The 15334-nt window shown below is 67.9% G+C and carries 8 protein-coding genes; 6 read left to right on the top strand and 2 right to left on the bottom strand.

What is annotated here, in order from left to right; all coding sequences use genetic code 11:
- Positions 1–165: 165 nt before the first annotated feature.
- Positions 166–7911 carry a golvesin C-terminal-like domain-containing protein gene (locus tag JFN87_RS19470; protein ID WP_245180421.1) on the bottom strand — a complete coding sequence of 2582 codons (7746 nt, stop codon included), beginning with the start codon at positions 7909–7911 and terminating at the stop codon, positions 166–168.
- A gap of 1286 nt (positions 7912–9197) precedes the next feature.
- Here JFN87_RS19470 and JFN87_RS19465 point away from each other — a divergent pair.
- The 3 genes from JFN87_RS19465 (at position 9198) to JFN87_RS19455 (ending at position 11157) form a co-directional block, all read left to right on the top strand.
- Positions 9198–9716 carry a hypothetical protein gene (locus tag JFN87_RS19465; protein ID WP_245180406.1) on the top strand — a complete coding sequence of 173 codons (519 nt, stop codon included), beginning with the start codon at positions 9198–9200 and terminating at the stop codon, positions 9714–9716.
- A 392-nt stretch (positions 9717–10108) separates the two neighbouring features.
- Positions 10109–10960, top strand: a complete 852-nt coding sequence (locus JFN87_RS19460) for a helix-turn-helix domain-containing protein (RefSeq protein WP_245180405.1) — start codon at positions 10109–10111, stop codon at positions 10958–10960.
- Entirely contained in the window at positions 10957–11157 is a 201-nt protein-coding gene (locus JFN87_RS19455; protein WP_209341698.1) for a DUF397 domain-containing protein, read from the top strand. Before JFN87_RS19460 ends, JFN87_RS19455 begins: the two co-directional genes overlap by 4 nt.
- Positions 11158–11223: 66 nt before the next feature.
- Here the strand turns inward: JFN87_RS19455 and JFN87_RS19450 are convergent, their stop codons facing one another.
- Entirely contained in the window at positions 11224–11886 is a 663-nt protein-coding gene (locus JFN87_RS19450; protein WP_209341696.1) for a Type 1 glutamine amidotransferase-like domain-containing protein, read from the bottom strand.
- Positions 11887–12221: 335 nt separating this feature from the next.
- Here JFN87_RS19450 and glnA2 point away from each other — a divergent pair, with 335 nt between their 5' ends.
- From glnA2 to JFN87_RS19435, 3 genes are all read left to right on the top strand, one after another.
- Positions 12222–13583 (top strand): gamma-glutamylpolyamine synthetase GlnA2, encoded by a 1362-nt coding sequence (gene glnA2 / locus JFN87_RS19445; RefSeq protein ID WP_209341694.1) that lies wholly within the window; start codon positions 12222–12224, stop codon positions 13581–13583.
- 142 nt (positions 13584–13725) lie between these two features.
- Positions 13726–14016, top strand: a complete 291-nt coding sequence (locus JFN87_RS19440) for a hypothetical protein (RefSeq protein WP_209341692.1) — start codon at positions 13726–13728, stop codon at positions 14014–14016.
- Between the two features lie 31 nt (positions 14017–14047).
- A complete protein-coding gene (locus tag JFN87_RS19435) occupies positions 14048–14956 on the top strand; it encodes an SDR family oxidoreductase (RefSeq protein ID WP_209341690.1) in 909 nt (302 codons plus the stop codon).
- Positions 14957–15334: the final 378 nt, after the last annotated feature.

Here is a 15334-nt window from a genome sequence, read left to right as displayed (position 1 = left end):
GATTCCGTCGTGTGCCGAAATGATACGAAGATGGCCATTATGGTGTACAACGTGCGTCATTGCCCCTCCGGTACGGCTAATCGTGGGGGCGCCTGACGGTGCCAGCCGCCAGGCGCCCCCCACCCAGGATCAGGGGAATTCTACGTCACCGGGCACCCTCCGGGATCACTCTTCCATCTCGCCTTCGCCCACACCTCCTACAGCACCGGCCGCGCCACCGAAGGACGACCCGAAGCGGCCCCATTCGTAGGCCTTGTAGATGTTGTCGCTGGAATATCTTCCCCCGTAGCTCTCCTTCATCTCGGAATTGACCTCGTTGTTGATGACGACATCATTGATCACTCCGTTATCTCCAGCCTTCACCGTCTTTTCCGGGTCGTCGATGAAGTTGTTGAGCCAACCAGCACACTTCGATGAACAGATCTGATTCGAAACGAAAGCACTGTCTACGCTCTCGAGTTCGCCGCCGATCATTTCCGTCTGGGCTTCTGCGCCAAGTTCACGCATCGCATTGGCCGATCGTTCGGCATGGGTGTCTTCCCGTGGGCTTCCGACACCCGGCTTGGTCGTTTTGAAGACCATTACCCCGAGGTCGGTAAGTTTGTTGGTCACCTGCTTCGGCAGGCCGCTGGCGCTCGTGAACGCGATGACACGCGGTTGGACGCTGCCACCGGGAAGGCGCACCTGAACCTTCGATACGATGGTGGCTGAGAACTTCCGAAACTTCCACCAGCTGCCGTAGTGGTCGCTCACCACTTCCAGCGCCTTCCCATAAACATAGTCCGCACCTTCTGCTTGAAGGTTCTCAAGCGACGGCGGGGCTTCGTTGATGGTCGGGTCATTGACCTTTTCAATGGAAGTCCGTGCTGCGTTGGAGGCGGCCTGAGCTTCAGCCTCGACCTGCCCTTCGTGAGCGTCGACCTGCTCCGGGGTGCCGGAAAAGCCGTCATCGCCAACGACCCGGTGTCCGTCGAGTTCGACGTTGCTGGTGGGGTTGCCGCCCCCGAACGCGTAGCGGTTGCCGGTGTACGGGTTCGTGCCGAGACCCATGTCGGCGAGGGCGCCGTTGTACATGTCCCGGGTGGTGAAGCGGTTGAGGCCGGGGTCGTAGTTGCGGAAGCCCATGTCGTAGGTGCCGGATTGGGCGTCCCAGCGCTTCGCGTTGAAGCGGTAGGGGTTGTACGTCTCCTTCGTCGGGTCGGTGGTGTCGGGTTTGTCGATGCCGGTGAACTCGGAGGTGTCGTCGGCGCCGTAGGCGGTGTAGCCGTAGGTGGCCTTGGTGTCGCCGGTGTTGTCGGTGAGGGTTTCGACGTCGGTGTGGCTGTTGTAGCTGTAGTAGCCGTCGGACGTGGTGCCGTCGCTGTTGTGGGTGATTTGGGAGAGGCGCTCGCCCCACGGGCTGTACTGGTACGACTTGGTCAGCGTGCCGGCGACCTTCTCGTCCAGCACCTGCGAGGACAGGCCCAGGTACTCGTAGTTGGTTGTCTTGCCGGCCGCCGTTTCCGACGTGGTGCGGTCCAGCGGGTCGAACGTGTACGTCGTCGACTTCAGTGCGCCGGTGTCGTCGGCCTTCTCGGACTTGGTGACGTGGTCGAAGCCGTCGTAGGTGTTGCGGGAGATGACCTGACCGCCCGAGGTGACCGACTGCTGGCGGCCGAACGGGTCGTAGGTGTAGTCCGCCGTCGCACCGCCGGCCTTGGCCGTCAGCAGGCGGTTGCGGTCGTAGGTGTAGGTGGTCGTGGTGCCCTTGACGGTCTGGTCGATGACGTTGGCGTTGTCGTCGTGGACGTAGGTTTCCGTGTCCGCGCCGTTGCCGCTCTTCACCGACTTGGCCAGCCGGTCGGCCGGATCGTAGGTGTAGTCGGTGGTCGAGGAGAGGTACGCCGTGTGGTCGTCGGCGTTCATCTTCTTCGCCACGTCCTGCGCCTTGTTGCCGTTCGGGTCGTAGGCGTAGGTGTGTGAGGCGACGAGGGTGCCGTCTGTCTTCTTCTCGGTGGCGGTGTGGACCGGGCCGTCGAGGTAGTAGCTGTAGTCGACGGTGTTGTCGTTGGCCTTGGTCTGCTGCAGCGTCTGCCCGCGGTCGGTGTAGGTGTACGCGGTGACCTTCGGTGACGTGTCCGTCGCGCTCTTGCCGACCGAAACCGACTTGACCAGGTTGCGCAGGTCGTAGGTGTACTTGCTGTACTGGCCCGGATGGTCGACAGTCTCGGGCTGACCGTCCGCGTCGTACGTGTACGAGGTGGACGTCTTGGCCATGCCGGCCAGCGTTTCGGTGACCTTCTTGACCTGGTTGAGGCCCGTGTAGGCGATGCCGTAGTTGTCGATCTTCGCGCCGGAGGACGCGTCGTCGATCGACGTGAGGTTGCCGTTCGCGTCGTAGGCGTACGTGAACGTCTTCTGCTCGTTGTCGGTGTCGGCCGAGTTGTCGCGGACCAGCTTCACGCCGTCGGCCACGACGGTGCCGCCGCTGTTCTCGGACAGTTGCAGCTTGGCCGCGTTGCCCTGCTTGAAGCTGTAGGAGCCGAGGGAGACCCAGGTACCCGTGCCCGACGTCTGGTCGACCTTCTTGTCGGTCGTACCGCCGTCGTGCGTCACCGTGTACTTCGCGTCCGCGGCCGCACCCGGCACCGCCGGGTACTTCACGAAGGCCTCGTACGTGCCGTCGGAGGGGATGTCGAGCGTCCAGGTGAACGTGTCGCTGCCGGTTCCGGCGGCGTGCGTGGCGTGGTTGTAGCCCTGCTCGCCGGTGATGTCAGCGGTCTGCCAGGTTCCCGTGGCCGACGTGGACTGGGAGTCGGAGTTGTCGGCCAGGACCACGTCCTGGCCGACCGGCACGCCGTCGTCGGAGCGCGACTTGAGCTTGCCGTCCGGGTAGTAGGACCAGTTCATCGTGCGGTTCGAGGAACCGCCCGCCGACGTCAGCGTCCGGGTCGTCTGCTTGCCCAGGTCGTTGTAGTCGTAGGCGGTGGTGATGTCCCACGGGTCAGTGGACTTCTTCGCCCAGCCATTGTCGAAGTAGTTGTACTTCGTGGTGTTGCGGACCGTCTGGCCCTCGGACGGGGGCAGTGACGTCGACTTGACCCTGCCCACCGCGTCGTAGCTGGTTTGGGTGTAGACGTTCGGGTCGTTGTAGCGGGCGTCCGCCGGGTCGTAGGGCTGGTACTTCTTGACCGGGCGGTTCAGCGCGTCGTAGTCGGTGCGCTGGGTGAACGCGTCCGTCGAACCCGCGTCCACGGACCGGGGGGTGAGGACCTTGATGGTGTTGCCGACCTGGTCGTACGCGTACTTGGTGGTGCGGTACGTGATCGGCGAGGTGCCCTCGTGCGGCACCTGGACCTGTGCGACCTTGCCGCGCTCGTCGTAGGTGGTCAGGGTGGTGTTGCCGGCCGCGTCGGTGCTCGACGTGACGAAGCCGTCCTTGTCGTAGCCCTTCTTCGTCGTGTGGCCGGCCGCGTCCGTCACCGTCGTGACGCGGTGGTCCAGGTCGTAGGCTGTCTTCGTCGTGTAGTCGGTGGTGTCGGATGTCGCGTTCTTGATCGGGTCGATGACCGTGGTCGTGTTACCGACGTTGTCGTACGCGTAGGAGATGGTGTCGCCCTGGGCGTTGACCACCGAGGTGAGCTGGTTGATCGCGTCGTAGTTGTTCGTCGTGACGTAGTCGGCGCTGTCGGTGGTGGTGAGGGTGCCGTCGGGCTCGGTGGTGGTCTTGAGGTTGCCGACCTTGTCGTAGGTGTAGGTCGTCACCCGGTCGTCGGTGGTGGTGGTGGTGTCCTTCGGGGCCGTGGCGGAGGTGATCTCGTCTGCCGCGTCGTAGACGGCCGTGGAGACGGCGCCGTTGGGTGCCGTCGACGTGGTGACGTTGTCGTTGGCGTCGTAGACCGGAGCGGGGGTGGTGATCAGGTCGCCCGTGTCCTGGTCCTTCGGGACCGTGGAGGCCAGGGGGCGTCCGAACGTGTCGTAGCTCTGGGTGGTCTTCTTGCCGAGCGCGTCGGTGACCTGGGTGACCTGGCCGCGTTCGTCGTAGACGTATGTCGTCGGCTCGTTGAGCGCGTCGGTGATGGTGGCCGGGTTGCCGGTCGGGCCGAAGTCGCTGTAGCCGGTGGGGTTGTTGTCGGCGTCGGTCGCCTTGGTCAGTTCCCCGTAGGTGTTGTAGGCGTACGTCGTGGTGTAGTCACCGTCGACCGTGGTGGTGGCGACGCCCTTGGGGTCGGTGACCGAGGTCAGGTTGCCGAAGGTGTCGTAGCCGAACTGCCAGGCGCGGCCCTCAGGGGACGTCTTGCGGTACAGGTCGGCCGCGTAGCCGTCGGCGCGGGTCTGGTACTCGTAGGTCGCCGCGTTCGCCGGCCATTTGGAGGTGTCCGCTACGCAGGTGGTCGTCTGGTCCGGGACCCCCGACGTGTTGTTCTCCGCGTCGCGTTGCCACAGCGGGTAGCCGGTCTTGGGGTCGTAGCAGTAGGCGGTCTTCGCGCCGTTGGCTTCTTCCAGGTAGGTGACGTTGTTGTCCGCGTCCCACGACATCTTCGTCGTCTCGGACTTGGCATTCGTCGTCTGGACTGGCCGGGCGAAGTCGTCCGTGACGTAGTGGGTGGCGTGCGCCTGGGCGTCCGTGACGGTGGTGTCGACGAACGTGCTGTTCGCCGCGTCCGCCGCGTACGCGAAGTCGGTGTTGCCGCCGAGGCGGTCGGTGATGGTCTTGGTCCACCAGTGGTAGGCGGGCTCGTCGCCGGTCTTGGGCTCGTAGTACGCCAGCTGTGTGGCATGGCCGCGCGGGTCGGTGGCCGACACCAGCTTGACGTTCTTGTTCCCCTGCGTCGCGTCGTAGGTGAAGTTGAAGGTCTTCGGCTGGGCGGAGCCGTCACCGTCCACGAACTGGCCGAGCAGGCCCTTGGCCGTGTAGTAGAAGGAGATCTTCCGGCCGGAGATGTCCGTGATCGACTTGATGTGGTCGTAGATCTTGGAGTTGTTGAGCTTGCCGGTGTCCGTCGTCACAGCGCCGGAGTCGTCCACGTACTGGTAGCCCAACTGGCCTTTCTGCCAGTAGTCGACCGTGAGTGACTGGCGGCCGGCCGGGTCGGTGACGTACTTGAGGAACTTGGTCGGCTTGTTGTTGGACTTCCGCTCGGTGTACGTGAAGGTCTGCGTGTTGCCGTTCTTGTCCACGGTGGACGTGAGGTAGCCGTCGCAGCCGAACAGGAACCGCGTGCCGTCCGGGCTCAGCAGCGTCCAGGCGTCCGGTATCGGGTCCTTGTTGGGGGTGCAGTCCAGGCCGGGCTTTGCGGTGATGCGGTAGTGGACTCCGGCGGGGGCCTTCCACGTGCCGTCGGCCTGCTGGGTGAAGACGTGGGTGGTGCCGTCTCCGTCGGCCAGGCGTATCTCGGTGGGGTGCGGGTTGGGGTGGAAGTCCAGCGGCGCCCCGAGGCGTATGGGCCCGGCCAACTGCATGGACCAGCCCGCGCCGGACACCGTGTCGCTGGTGTCGAGGGAGTTGTAGGCGAGGCGGGCGAAGGTCGTCAACCCGCGGCCGGGGTTGGTGAAGGCGTTGTACGACCACACCGTGTTGCCGGAGGCGAGGTTGTTCATCACCGTCGAGCCGGCACCGGTGTTCTTGCCGGTGTAGGAGTAGAACTTCTCCAGGCCGAGGGTGTCGGAGGTCGGGTCCTCGATGGTGATGTCCTGCGCCAGGCCCGCGACGCCTCCGCTGGCCGAGTTCCAGGTGGCCTTGGTCTTGTTGTAGAGGTCCCAGGTCAGTGTGTACTGGGTGCGGGCGTTCGTCGGGTTGCCGGAGTCGGCGTTGGTGGGGGCCTTGACCTGGGCGTGGACGGTGGCCGTCTCGCCCGGGGAGAGGTCCTGCGGCAGGGGGGTCTTGATCTGGTTGCCGCCGTTGGTGACGTCCGTGCCGTCCGGCAGGGTCCAGCGGTAGGACAAGGCCTGGTCGGCCGCCGTCCACGTGCTGTTGGTGGTGTTGGTGACGGTGACGTCGACGTTGTACGTCGTCCCCGGCGTCATCCTCGCGGGTGTGGAGGGTGCGTAGTACGTCGAGGCCGTGGTGGCGTCCACATAGGTGACGTCCAGCTGCGGGCGCAGCTGCGGCTCGGCAGTTTCGGAGGAGGCGAAGACGCTGCGTTCCTGCGGGCCCGATGTGGACTCGTCGGCCAGTTTCAGCAGGACGCCGTGGTTGGAGGCGGGGGTGGTGATCCACTGCTGGGCGAGTGAGGTGGCGTCCCACCAGTGGCGTACCGGGTCGTTGGTGATGGAGGCCACTGTGTCCGAGACCGTGCCGGAGTAGTCACCGCCGGGTGTGGTCCACGCCGTACCCGAGGTGGCATTGTTCCATGTCGCGGTCGACTCGTCGAAGTCGCGACTGAGGGCGTGGAGTTCGTAGGTTGCCTGTCCGCCGCCGGTGTTGGTGGTGATCGTCGACCAGGCCTGGAAGCGTGCGCTGATCACGCGTGCCGTCGACGGCAGCGAGGTGGTGGGGAACTTCAGGGCGGCCCTGGTGGTGCCGTAGGTGGTGGAGTTGTCGCCGACCTCCAGCCAGTGCTGGCCCACGCCGTCGGAGGCGATGGTGTCGTGGCCGGTGGACGGCTGCGCGGAGGACAGGGTGGTATCCGTCTGCCCTGATTGGATGATCTGTGTGGTCTGCCCGGCCTTCGGCAGCTCCGCCAGCTGCACGGGACCGCCGATGATCTTCCCGCTCTTCGTTTTGACCGCGACCTCGTAGTACACGGCGTGGAACGGATCGGTGGCATCCGCGGCAGTGGGCACCGCGGTGGTGTCGGTGAAGGCGGTGGTTCCCGCTGCGACCGGGGCTATGAGTGTGGCCGCCGACGGGGTGAAGCCCTGGAAGACGCTGCGGTGGACCTGGTATTCGGCCAGGTCGTTGCCCGGATCCCCGGTGGTGTTGGTGTAGGCGGGCCAGGACAGTTCCGCACCGGTCGCGTGGATCACGGTGGGTGCCTTCACGGCCACGCCCGGGCTGCCGTAGACGACGGTCAGCTTGGGGTAGGTGGCGGTCTCCCCGCCGTACCCGAACTCCGCGGCCTCATACAGCGGGCCGCCCTGGCCCAAGGTCGACTCGTCCGCGGCCTGCAGCACGAACCCGTCGTTCGCGGCCGTACCGTCGACCCACTTCCGCACGGTGTCGGTCACCGCGAACTGGTGCCACTGGTCGTAGCTGCCGGCCGGCTTCGTCAGCGTGGTGCCCGGCTCGACCAGCCGCACCGCGTCGGCGACCACCGCCGTCGACGTCGAAGCCGGACCGTCACCCAGCACGACCTTGCCCGCCGTGCCCGCCGCGAACGGCAGCGGCGTGCCCCCGTTCAGCGACCGCCACACCCCGCCGCTGCCGGCCGCCTGGTCGACGGTGCCGTGGTAGGTGCCGCCGTCGTACGTCACCGTGTACGGCGCGTCCGTCGCCCGGTCACCGGCCGGGACGCTGTGCACGTCCACCCGGTAGGAGCCGGACGCCGGGACAGTCGGCTGCCAGGTGTAGGTGTCCCCCGCCACCGCATCCTTGTTGTACGCATAGTCCTTGTTGACCGCGAACGGCGTGTACGTGGTGTTGCCCGAATACGGCCACGAACCCTTCGCCGCCGTGCCCGCATCCCCGTCATCCACCTGCACTGTCGTCCCCGACAGTTCACCCGACAGGCCGCTCGTGTTCGCCCACGTGGCCGTCGACGCGTCCCACGAACCCGTCGCCCGGTGCGCCTCGATCACCACATCGTGGGTGTTGGAGGTGTGGACCTGGTTGTAGTACACGCCGAGCTTCGCCGAGGAGATGTCCGTGCCCGCGGGGATGCTTGAGAGGGGGAACTTCAGCAGGGAGCGCAGTGTGCCCGTCTGCGTGGTGCCGACGCCGAGTTGCCAGGTGCCGTTCAGGTTGGTCGTCGGCCGGGTGGAGTCCACCATCACGTCCTGCGAGGTGGACGGCGTCGGCGCGATCATCACCGTCGGGTCGACCGTCACCGGGAACCGGCGGTCCTTCGCGGCCAGCCACTTCGCGTCCGGACTCAGCGTGACCTGCCACGACGACCCGTGCTTCGTCAGCTTCTGCGCCACGCGGCCATGCGACATGTCCGCCACCGCGGTGTCGGTGTTCTTCGGGGTCTGGAACATCACCGCGGCCGGGATCACCAGCACGGGACGGCCAGTCTCGCTGCCGCCGTACAGGCCGATCGAACCGTCTTTGTTCTGCCGGGGCGTCAGCCCATGCGTCTTGAGGTTGAACGTGAAGGAGACCGGGCCGCGTGGGGCCTGGTCGAGGACGATGTCCTCCTTCACCGCACCACGCCCGACCCGGTAGGTCACATCGGCGCCACCGGCCGTCAGATCCTTGTAGGTGACGGTGTCGCCCTTGGCCACCGGTGAGAGTGCCCTGTCCGCGCCGGCCAGACCCAGCGTGACGGTGTGCCGGGCGTCGGCCTCGAAACGCAGCAGGCTCCCACTGCGCGAACCGAAGTAGGAGCGGGCGAGGTTGGTGGTGTTCGCGTACCGGTAGCCGGATCGGCTGCTCGCGGCGACCTTCGTGTCGATCGCCTTCCAGCCGGCCGCCGAGTGGTACGACAGCGGCACAGCGGAGAGCTCCGCCTGCGTGGTGCCGTCCGACAGCTTCCAATACCGCGCCGAGGCTGTCCGCTTACCCGTCAGCTCCCGCACCCGATGCGCCTTCGGCGCCTTCCTGCCCGGCGGCAGCTTCTGCCGCTCCGCGATTCCCAGGGCGTCGTGCGACGGTGGCTTTGCGCTTGCCTTGCCGTCATCCCCGAACCAGCCTTTGACGGTGTCGACTATCCCCTTGCCGTCACCATGGTCAGCGGGAGCCGCATAGGCCACCTGGGGCAGCGCGGTACTCGTCACCGCAGCCGCCACCAGGCACACGAAAAACCTGCCCACTCTGGGTCTCACGTCAAACCTTCCCCTACGTGACCGATACGCAAATCGACAACCGACAACTCGTGCCGCCTGCAGAAAACGCAGGCCACAGGAAGTAGCGGCGGATTTCTAACCGTCCAGCTGAGGGCATGTCAAGGGACAGAGCAATAAACTCGGTTGGTCCATTCTGCACTCAGAACGGGACAGAACGGCACCAGCGGAATGTCCGGTATCTCCTTCCGCTGGAAATGGCCGCACCCGGTGGTGTACAACCGCCTCGATTCGATCCGACTACCCGGCGGTCGAGATTTCCGAAGGGGCCATTCATGGGGGGAAACAACCCGGCAGCAGCGACAGTCGACCCGGCCACCGAGGCGAATTCGGCCACCGAGGACGAATACGCCGCCGCGACCGGGAAAAGGCCCAGCGGCGACCGCGCCGGCCTCATCGCAGGCATCGCCGTACTGGCCGCCTGCGCCGCCCTCGTCCTCTACGGACTCCTCCACACCGGCAGCGATGACGCCAGCACGGCACACCACCACACCCCCACCGCCCCCGTCACCTACGAAGTGACCGGCGCCGGCACCGCCGACCTCACCTACCAGGCCCGCAGCACATCAGGCCGGGCCACCGTCGTCCACGCCGCCCACCTGCCCTGGCACACCACAGTCGACATCCCACTCGGCGAAAAACCCTCCATCAGCATCGTCCTCGGCCACAACGGCGGCCAGGCACACTGCAGCCTCGCCATCCACGACAAACACGCCCAAAGCGCCACCGCCACCGGCCCCTACGGCCGCGCCACCTGCACCGCCACCCTGCCCAAGTCGTCACCGAGCCGGTAGCCCGCGGACGATCAGAGGACGGGGTGATGCCCGGCCCGAAACCCGTTGGCGCACCAGGGCCTTCGACCCCGCCGATTGGCGCAGGCGACGAGGACGCCGGCCAGGCCCAGCGACTGGAGTGACCGAAGGTATGTGGTCTCATTCGTCTCTGCTTCCACCTCCGCTTGGGCGATAGCCATGGCCCGGTGAAGGTAAAGGGCGACCTCGCAGAGCAGGTGCCTCCAGTCGACATGCAGTGGACACAGCTGCCCCAACGCCGTAGGGCGACTGGGCAACAGGACGCCTGTCGCGTCCAGGGCCGGATCTCAGGGGTGGCCTGCGAAACGCTCCAGCTTGGGACCAGCGACCGCTACCCTTGGCAATCAACCGATTACGCAAACTATAGGGGCGGCATGACGACCGAGGGATCCGGGGGCGAGATGTTCGCGCCACTCAGGCATCTGCGGATCGGCTGGCGATTCTTCGGCTCCGAGCTGAAGCGGTACCGCGAGGCGGCCGGCCTGACACAGCAGGAGCTCGGAGACGTCGTGTTCGTCTCCGGTTCGTACGTCGGCCAGTTCGAGCAGGCCATCCGCAGACCGCAACTGGACATCGCACAGCGGATGGACACGGCGCTGGACACGGGCGGCCTGCTGGCCCGCATGTGCGCGGAACTGGTCAACGGCTCACCATACGACGCGTACTTCGCGCCGGTGGCGGAGCTGGAGCCACAGGCTTTGACCATCTGTGAATACGCGCCCACGTACGTACCGGGCCTGCTCCAGACGCCCGAGTACACAAGGGCCACCATGGCACCCCGCGCGGCCTTGAAGACGACCCCCGACGTAGACGTCGTTCTTGCCACGCGCGCGGAGCGTGCGAAGTTGCTGGACACGTCCGAAGATCCGACACTGTGGGTGATTCTGCACGAGGTGCTTCTCCGCATCGCGGTCGGCGGACCGGCGGTCATGGCGGCTCAGTTGAACCACATCGTCCAACGCGTCAGTGAACACCGACTCATCGTCCAAGTACTTCCGTTCTCCGCCGGGGCAGCAGCAGCCGTGGGCGGGATGTTCCAGCTTATGACGTTCGCGGACGCGCCACCGGTTGTCTACTGCGAGGCTGCTCACACCGGAATTCTGGTGGACGAACCGTCCCGCGTAGGGCGTTACCAGCAGACGTATGATCTGCTCCGGGCCGCCGCCCTTTCGCCGGAGGCGTCCCTGGATCTGATCGAGTCGGCAGCGAGGACACTGACACCGTGATAATCCCACTGAGCACTACTCACTGGCGGAAGTCGTCGTACAGCAACCCGGATGGCAACAGCTGCGTCGAGGTCGCGGACGGCTTCGGCGGTGTCCTGCCCGTCCGGGACAGCAAGGCACCCGAAGGGCCCGTCCTCGTGTTTCCCGCCGCCGCTTGGAGCGCGTTCCTGACCGGGGTCAGGGCAGCACGCCGCTAGCCCGAGTCCGGCGGCGGGCCGCCGCGATCCCCCGCACCCAGTGCCCAGAGATCAGCGGAACCCACATCAGATGAGTTGCCAGTGGCCCTCGGAGACGACCTCGACGACTCCGTCGGCGACCTTGACGGCGGTCTCGTCATCGATGGCGTAGGCCGGGTTCGGCAAAGCGGCCGCCCAGCGTTCGGCTTCGGCCATGGTGTTCTCCGGCAGGTCCGGGTGGTCCAGGTGCGGGAAGAGGGAGAAGTCGACGAGGCCCAGGGTCTCGTCACCTCCGGCGGGCGGCTTCCATTCGACGAAGTCGTCCCCGATGCGGGGCGTCATCACCATGCTGCCCGCGCTCATCCCGACCCATACCTTCTCGTGCAGGGAGGGGAGCAGCTCCGCCAGGCCGGACCGGCGCATCCAGTGGCACAGGTAGAGCGCGTCCCCGCCGCCCGCGAGCAGGACGTCGGCCTGCCGGACCCACGGCCGCCAGCGCTCCGCACCGATGCCGGGCAGGGCGGTGAGCTCCAGGACCCCCATGGATCTCCAGCCGAGCCCGCACATCGGGGCGGCGGACCGTCCGGTGATGAAGCGCCAGGCTCCGGCCGGGCCCACCATGGGGTGCCCGTAGCCGGCGGTGGGGATGCACAGGGCGTCGGCCTCCTCGACGGGCTTGCCCAGGAGGTCGACCAGGGCCCGCCGGATGCTGGGATTCTTCACTCCGGCGGACGTGAGGAGCAGTTTCACGATGCCTCCAGCGCGGGGACGAGCTCCCCGCGAAGCGGGTAGCCAGGGGTGGCCCGGGTCGTTCGCAGTGTGGCACGTGGGACTGACAACGCCAGGGCGGCGGATCTGCCGCGGCGCGGGTCCCGCGACAGCACCGGACACCCGGGGCGCGTACGGGCCGGGATGGCGGCCCGTCTGCCCGGCGGCCGGGCACCCCGACACGCGTCGGTGCCGCCGCCGCGTTACGCGCCCGGCCGTCGGAAAGGCAGTATGGGCACTCAGGGGACACGCCTAGGGCGGCCTGCGCACCGCGCCGGCACCGGAGCATATGGCCTGACCAGCGAGGATAGGTGGAAATGGATAAGCAGCAGGAATTCGTGCTCCGCACGCTCGAGGAGCGCGACATCCGCTTCGTGCGTCTGTGGTTCACCGATGTGCTCGGCTTCCTGAAGTCGGTGGCGGTGGCTCCGGCCGAGCTTGAGCAGGCGTTCGACGAGGGCATCGGCTTCGACGGTTCGGCGATCGAGGGCTTCGCGCGGGTCTACGAGTCCGACATGATCGCGAAGCCGGACCCCGGCACGTTCCAGATCCTGCCGTGGCGGGCCGAGGCGCCCGGCAGCGCCCGGATGTTCTGCGACATCCTCATGCCCGACGGCTCGCCGTCCTTCGCGGACCCCCGCTTCGTGCTGAAGCGGATGCTGGCGAAGACGTCCGACCTTGGCTTCACCTTCTACACGCACCCCGAGATCGAGTTCTACCTGCTGAAGGACAAGCCGCTGGACGGCTCGCGCCCCACCCCGGCCGACAACTCCGGCTACTTCGACCACACGCCGCAGGTCGTGGGCATGGACTTCCGCCGTACGGCGATCACGATGCTGGAGTCGATGGGCATCTCGGTGGAGTTCAGCCACCACGAGGGCGCCCCCGGCCAGCAGGAGATCGACCTTCGGTACGCGGACGCGCTGTCGACGGCGGACAACATCATGACGTTCCGCCTGGTGATGAAGCAGGTGGCGCTGGAGCAGGGCGTGCACGCGACGTTCATGCCCAAGCCGTTCTCCGAGCACCCCGGCTCCGGCATGCACTCGCACCTCTCGCTGTTCGAGGGCGACCGCAACGCGTTCTACGAGTCGGGCGCCGAGTACCAGCTGTCGAAGGTGGGCCGGTCCTTCATCGCGGGGCTGCTCACGCACGCGGCGGAGATCTCCGCCGTCACCAACCAGTGGGTCAACTCGTACAAGCGCATCTGGGGCGGGTCGAGCCGCAGCGCGGGCGCGGGCGGCGAGGCCCCCTCGTACATCTGCTGGGGGCACAACAACCGCTCGGCGCTGATCCGCGTGCCGATGTACAAGCCGGGCAAGACGGGCTCCGCGCGGGTGGAGGTGCGCTCGATCGACTCGGGCGCGAACCCGTATCTGACGTACGCGGTGCTGCTCGCGGCGGGCCTCAAGGGGGTCGAGGAGGGCTACGAGCTGCCGGCGGGCGCCGACGACGACGTGTGGGCTCTGTCGGACGGCGAGCGGCGAGCGATGGGCATCGAGCCCCTGCCGCAGAACCTCGGCGAGGCGATCACGCTGATGGAGCGGAGCGAGCTGGTGGCGGAGACGCTCGGCGAGCACGTCTTCGAGTTCTTCCTGCGCAACAAGAAACAGGAGTGGGAGGAGTACCGCTCGCAGGTCACGGTCTACGAGCTGCGCACGAACCTGCCGGTGCTGTAGGGGGCCGGTGAACCGCACGCGCCGGTGAACCGCACGCGCCGGTGAACCGTCCGCGCGGGTGAACCGTCCACGCGGGTGAACCGCACGCGCGTGCCCCGCGTCATGGCTTGCGACGGCCATCCATCGCACGGGGGAACAGACCATGACCGGCAAGGGCGTTGACCAGGGCGACGAGCGGGGTTACGGGGCAGCGCCCTGGTGGGCGGAGCTCGGGACGGTCGGCTCCGCCGCGCTGATCGTCTTCGGTGCCCTGGTGGCGGTATGGGTCTTCTTCCGGCTGCCGGGCACGCCGGAGAACCTGGCGCAGGGCTACTACCAGGCCGCCAAGGTCGCCGCCATCGGGCTGGTGATGGCGGGAAGCGCCCTGCTGGGACGCAGGCGCGCCCGGAACGCGGCTGCCGAGGAGACGAACGAGCGGGAAGAACGCGCATGACGCGGCCGTCCGTCGTGTAGACAACAGGACTATGAGCAGCCAGAACAGGAAGAGTGACAGCGGTGCGGTCCCGGCGGACGGGGCCGGGGCGGACGGGGCGTCGAGCGCGCCCGGCGCGCCGGAATCGGAAGAGATCGAGGAGGCCGTGGCCGGCGCTGAGCCCGGCACCCGGCCGGCGACGCTGCCCGGCGGGCGGCCGGTCACCGTCGTCACCGGGGGCGGCAGGGGCATAGGGGCAGCGATCTGCGCGCGGCTCGCGGCCGACGGGCACGACATCGCCCTGGCGTACGTGAACGACGCGGACGCCGCCGAGCGCACGGCGCGTGCCGTGCGGGAGGCGGGGGCGCGGTGCGTGACGGTGCGCGTGGACGTCTCGCGCGAGGGCGACGTGGACCTGCTCTTCGACACGGCGGCGGCCGAACTCGGCCCGGTCACGGGCCTGGTGAACAACGCGGCGGTGACGGGCCCGCTCGGGCGGCTGGCGGACGCGCCGACGGACGCGCTGCGCCGGGTGGTGGACGTGAACCTCGTGGGCACGCTGCTGTGTTCGCGGCGGGCCGTACGGGACATGACGGCCCCGAGCGGCGACGCGCGGGGCGGGGCGATCGTCAACGTCTCGTCGGCGGCGGCGACTTTGGGCAGCCCGGGCGAGTACGTGCACTACGCGGCGACGAAGGCGGCGGTGGACGCGCTGGCGGTCGGCCTGTCGAAGGAGCTGGGCCCGGACGGCATCCGCGTCAACGCGGTGGCACCCGGGCTGGTGGACACGGACATGCACGCGGCGATGGGCGACCCGGACCGCCCGGCCAGGATGGCACCGGGCATCCCGCTGCGGCGCGCGGGCGAACCGGAGGAGATCGCGGCGGCGGTGGCCTGGCTCCTCTCGCCGGACGCGAGCTACGTGTCGGGCACGGTACTGAGAGCGGCGGGCGGCCGCTGACGCGCCCGCCGGACGCGTGCGCGCCGCGCGGGCGCGTCAGCGGCCTGGCCGCCCGACCGTGCGGGAGACCGGTCCTGGCCCGTCCACGTCCGACCGGCCGGGTGGCCGACCGGACTGCCGGAACCTCGGTCGACCGGCGGTTCGCGGAACGGAGACGGTGCTCGACGGCCGGTCGCCGCCCGCAAGGCCGTGAGCGTGGCCCCGGCCGGCTCCCGCATGAGCCGGGTCGGGCCGGGCCGGTAGCCGGCGCGGGCCGGCGACTCGCGGCGCGGCAGGCCCCGACCGGGCCGGTCGCCGGCGCGGTCCGCCGTGCCCTGTACGGGCCCGGTGACGGCGGCGGTACGCCGCCTGCGCCGTGGGGCGGACAGCGGCCGGGCC

The sequence above is a fragment of the Streptomyces montanisoli genome (assembly GCF_017813245.1).
Classification (GTDB): domain Bacteria; phylum Actinomycetota; class Actinomycetes; order Streptomycetales; family Streptomycetaceae; genus Streptomyces; species Streptomyces montanisoli.
The sequence above is the reverse complement of the archived record's forward strand: the minus strand, read 5'-3'. Positions and strand labels throughout refer to the sequence as shown.

Excerpts from the sequence above, each read along its gene's own strand:
- JFN87_RS19465 (WP_245180406.1), top strand. The coding sequence starts at position 9,198 with ATGGGGGGAAACAACCCGGCAGCAGCGACAGTCGACCCGGCCACCGAG.
- JFN87_RS19470 (WP_245180421.1), bottom strand. The coding sequence starts at position 7,911 with ATGGTGGACTCCACCCGGCCGACGACCAACCTGAACGGCACCTGGCAA.
- JFN87_RS19460 (WP_245180405.1), top strand. The coding sequence starts at position 10,109 with ATGACGACCGAGGGATCCGGGGGCGAGATGTTCGCGCCACTCAGGCAT.
- JFN87_RS19435 (WP_209341690.1), top strand. The coding sequence starts at position 14,048 with ATGAGCAGCCAGAACAGGAAGAGTGACAGCGGTGCGGTCCCGGCGGAC.
- glnA2 (WP_209341694.1), top strand. The coding sequence starts at position 12,222 with ATGGATAAGCAGCAGGAATTCGTGCTCCGCACGCTCGAGGAGCGCGAC.
- JFN87_RS19440 (WP_209341692.1), top strand. The coding sequence starts at position 13,726 with ATGACCGGCAAGGGCGTTGACCAGGGCGACGAGCGGGGTTACGGGGCA.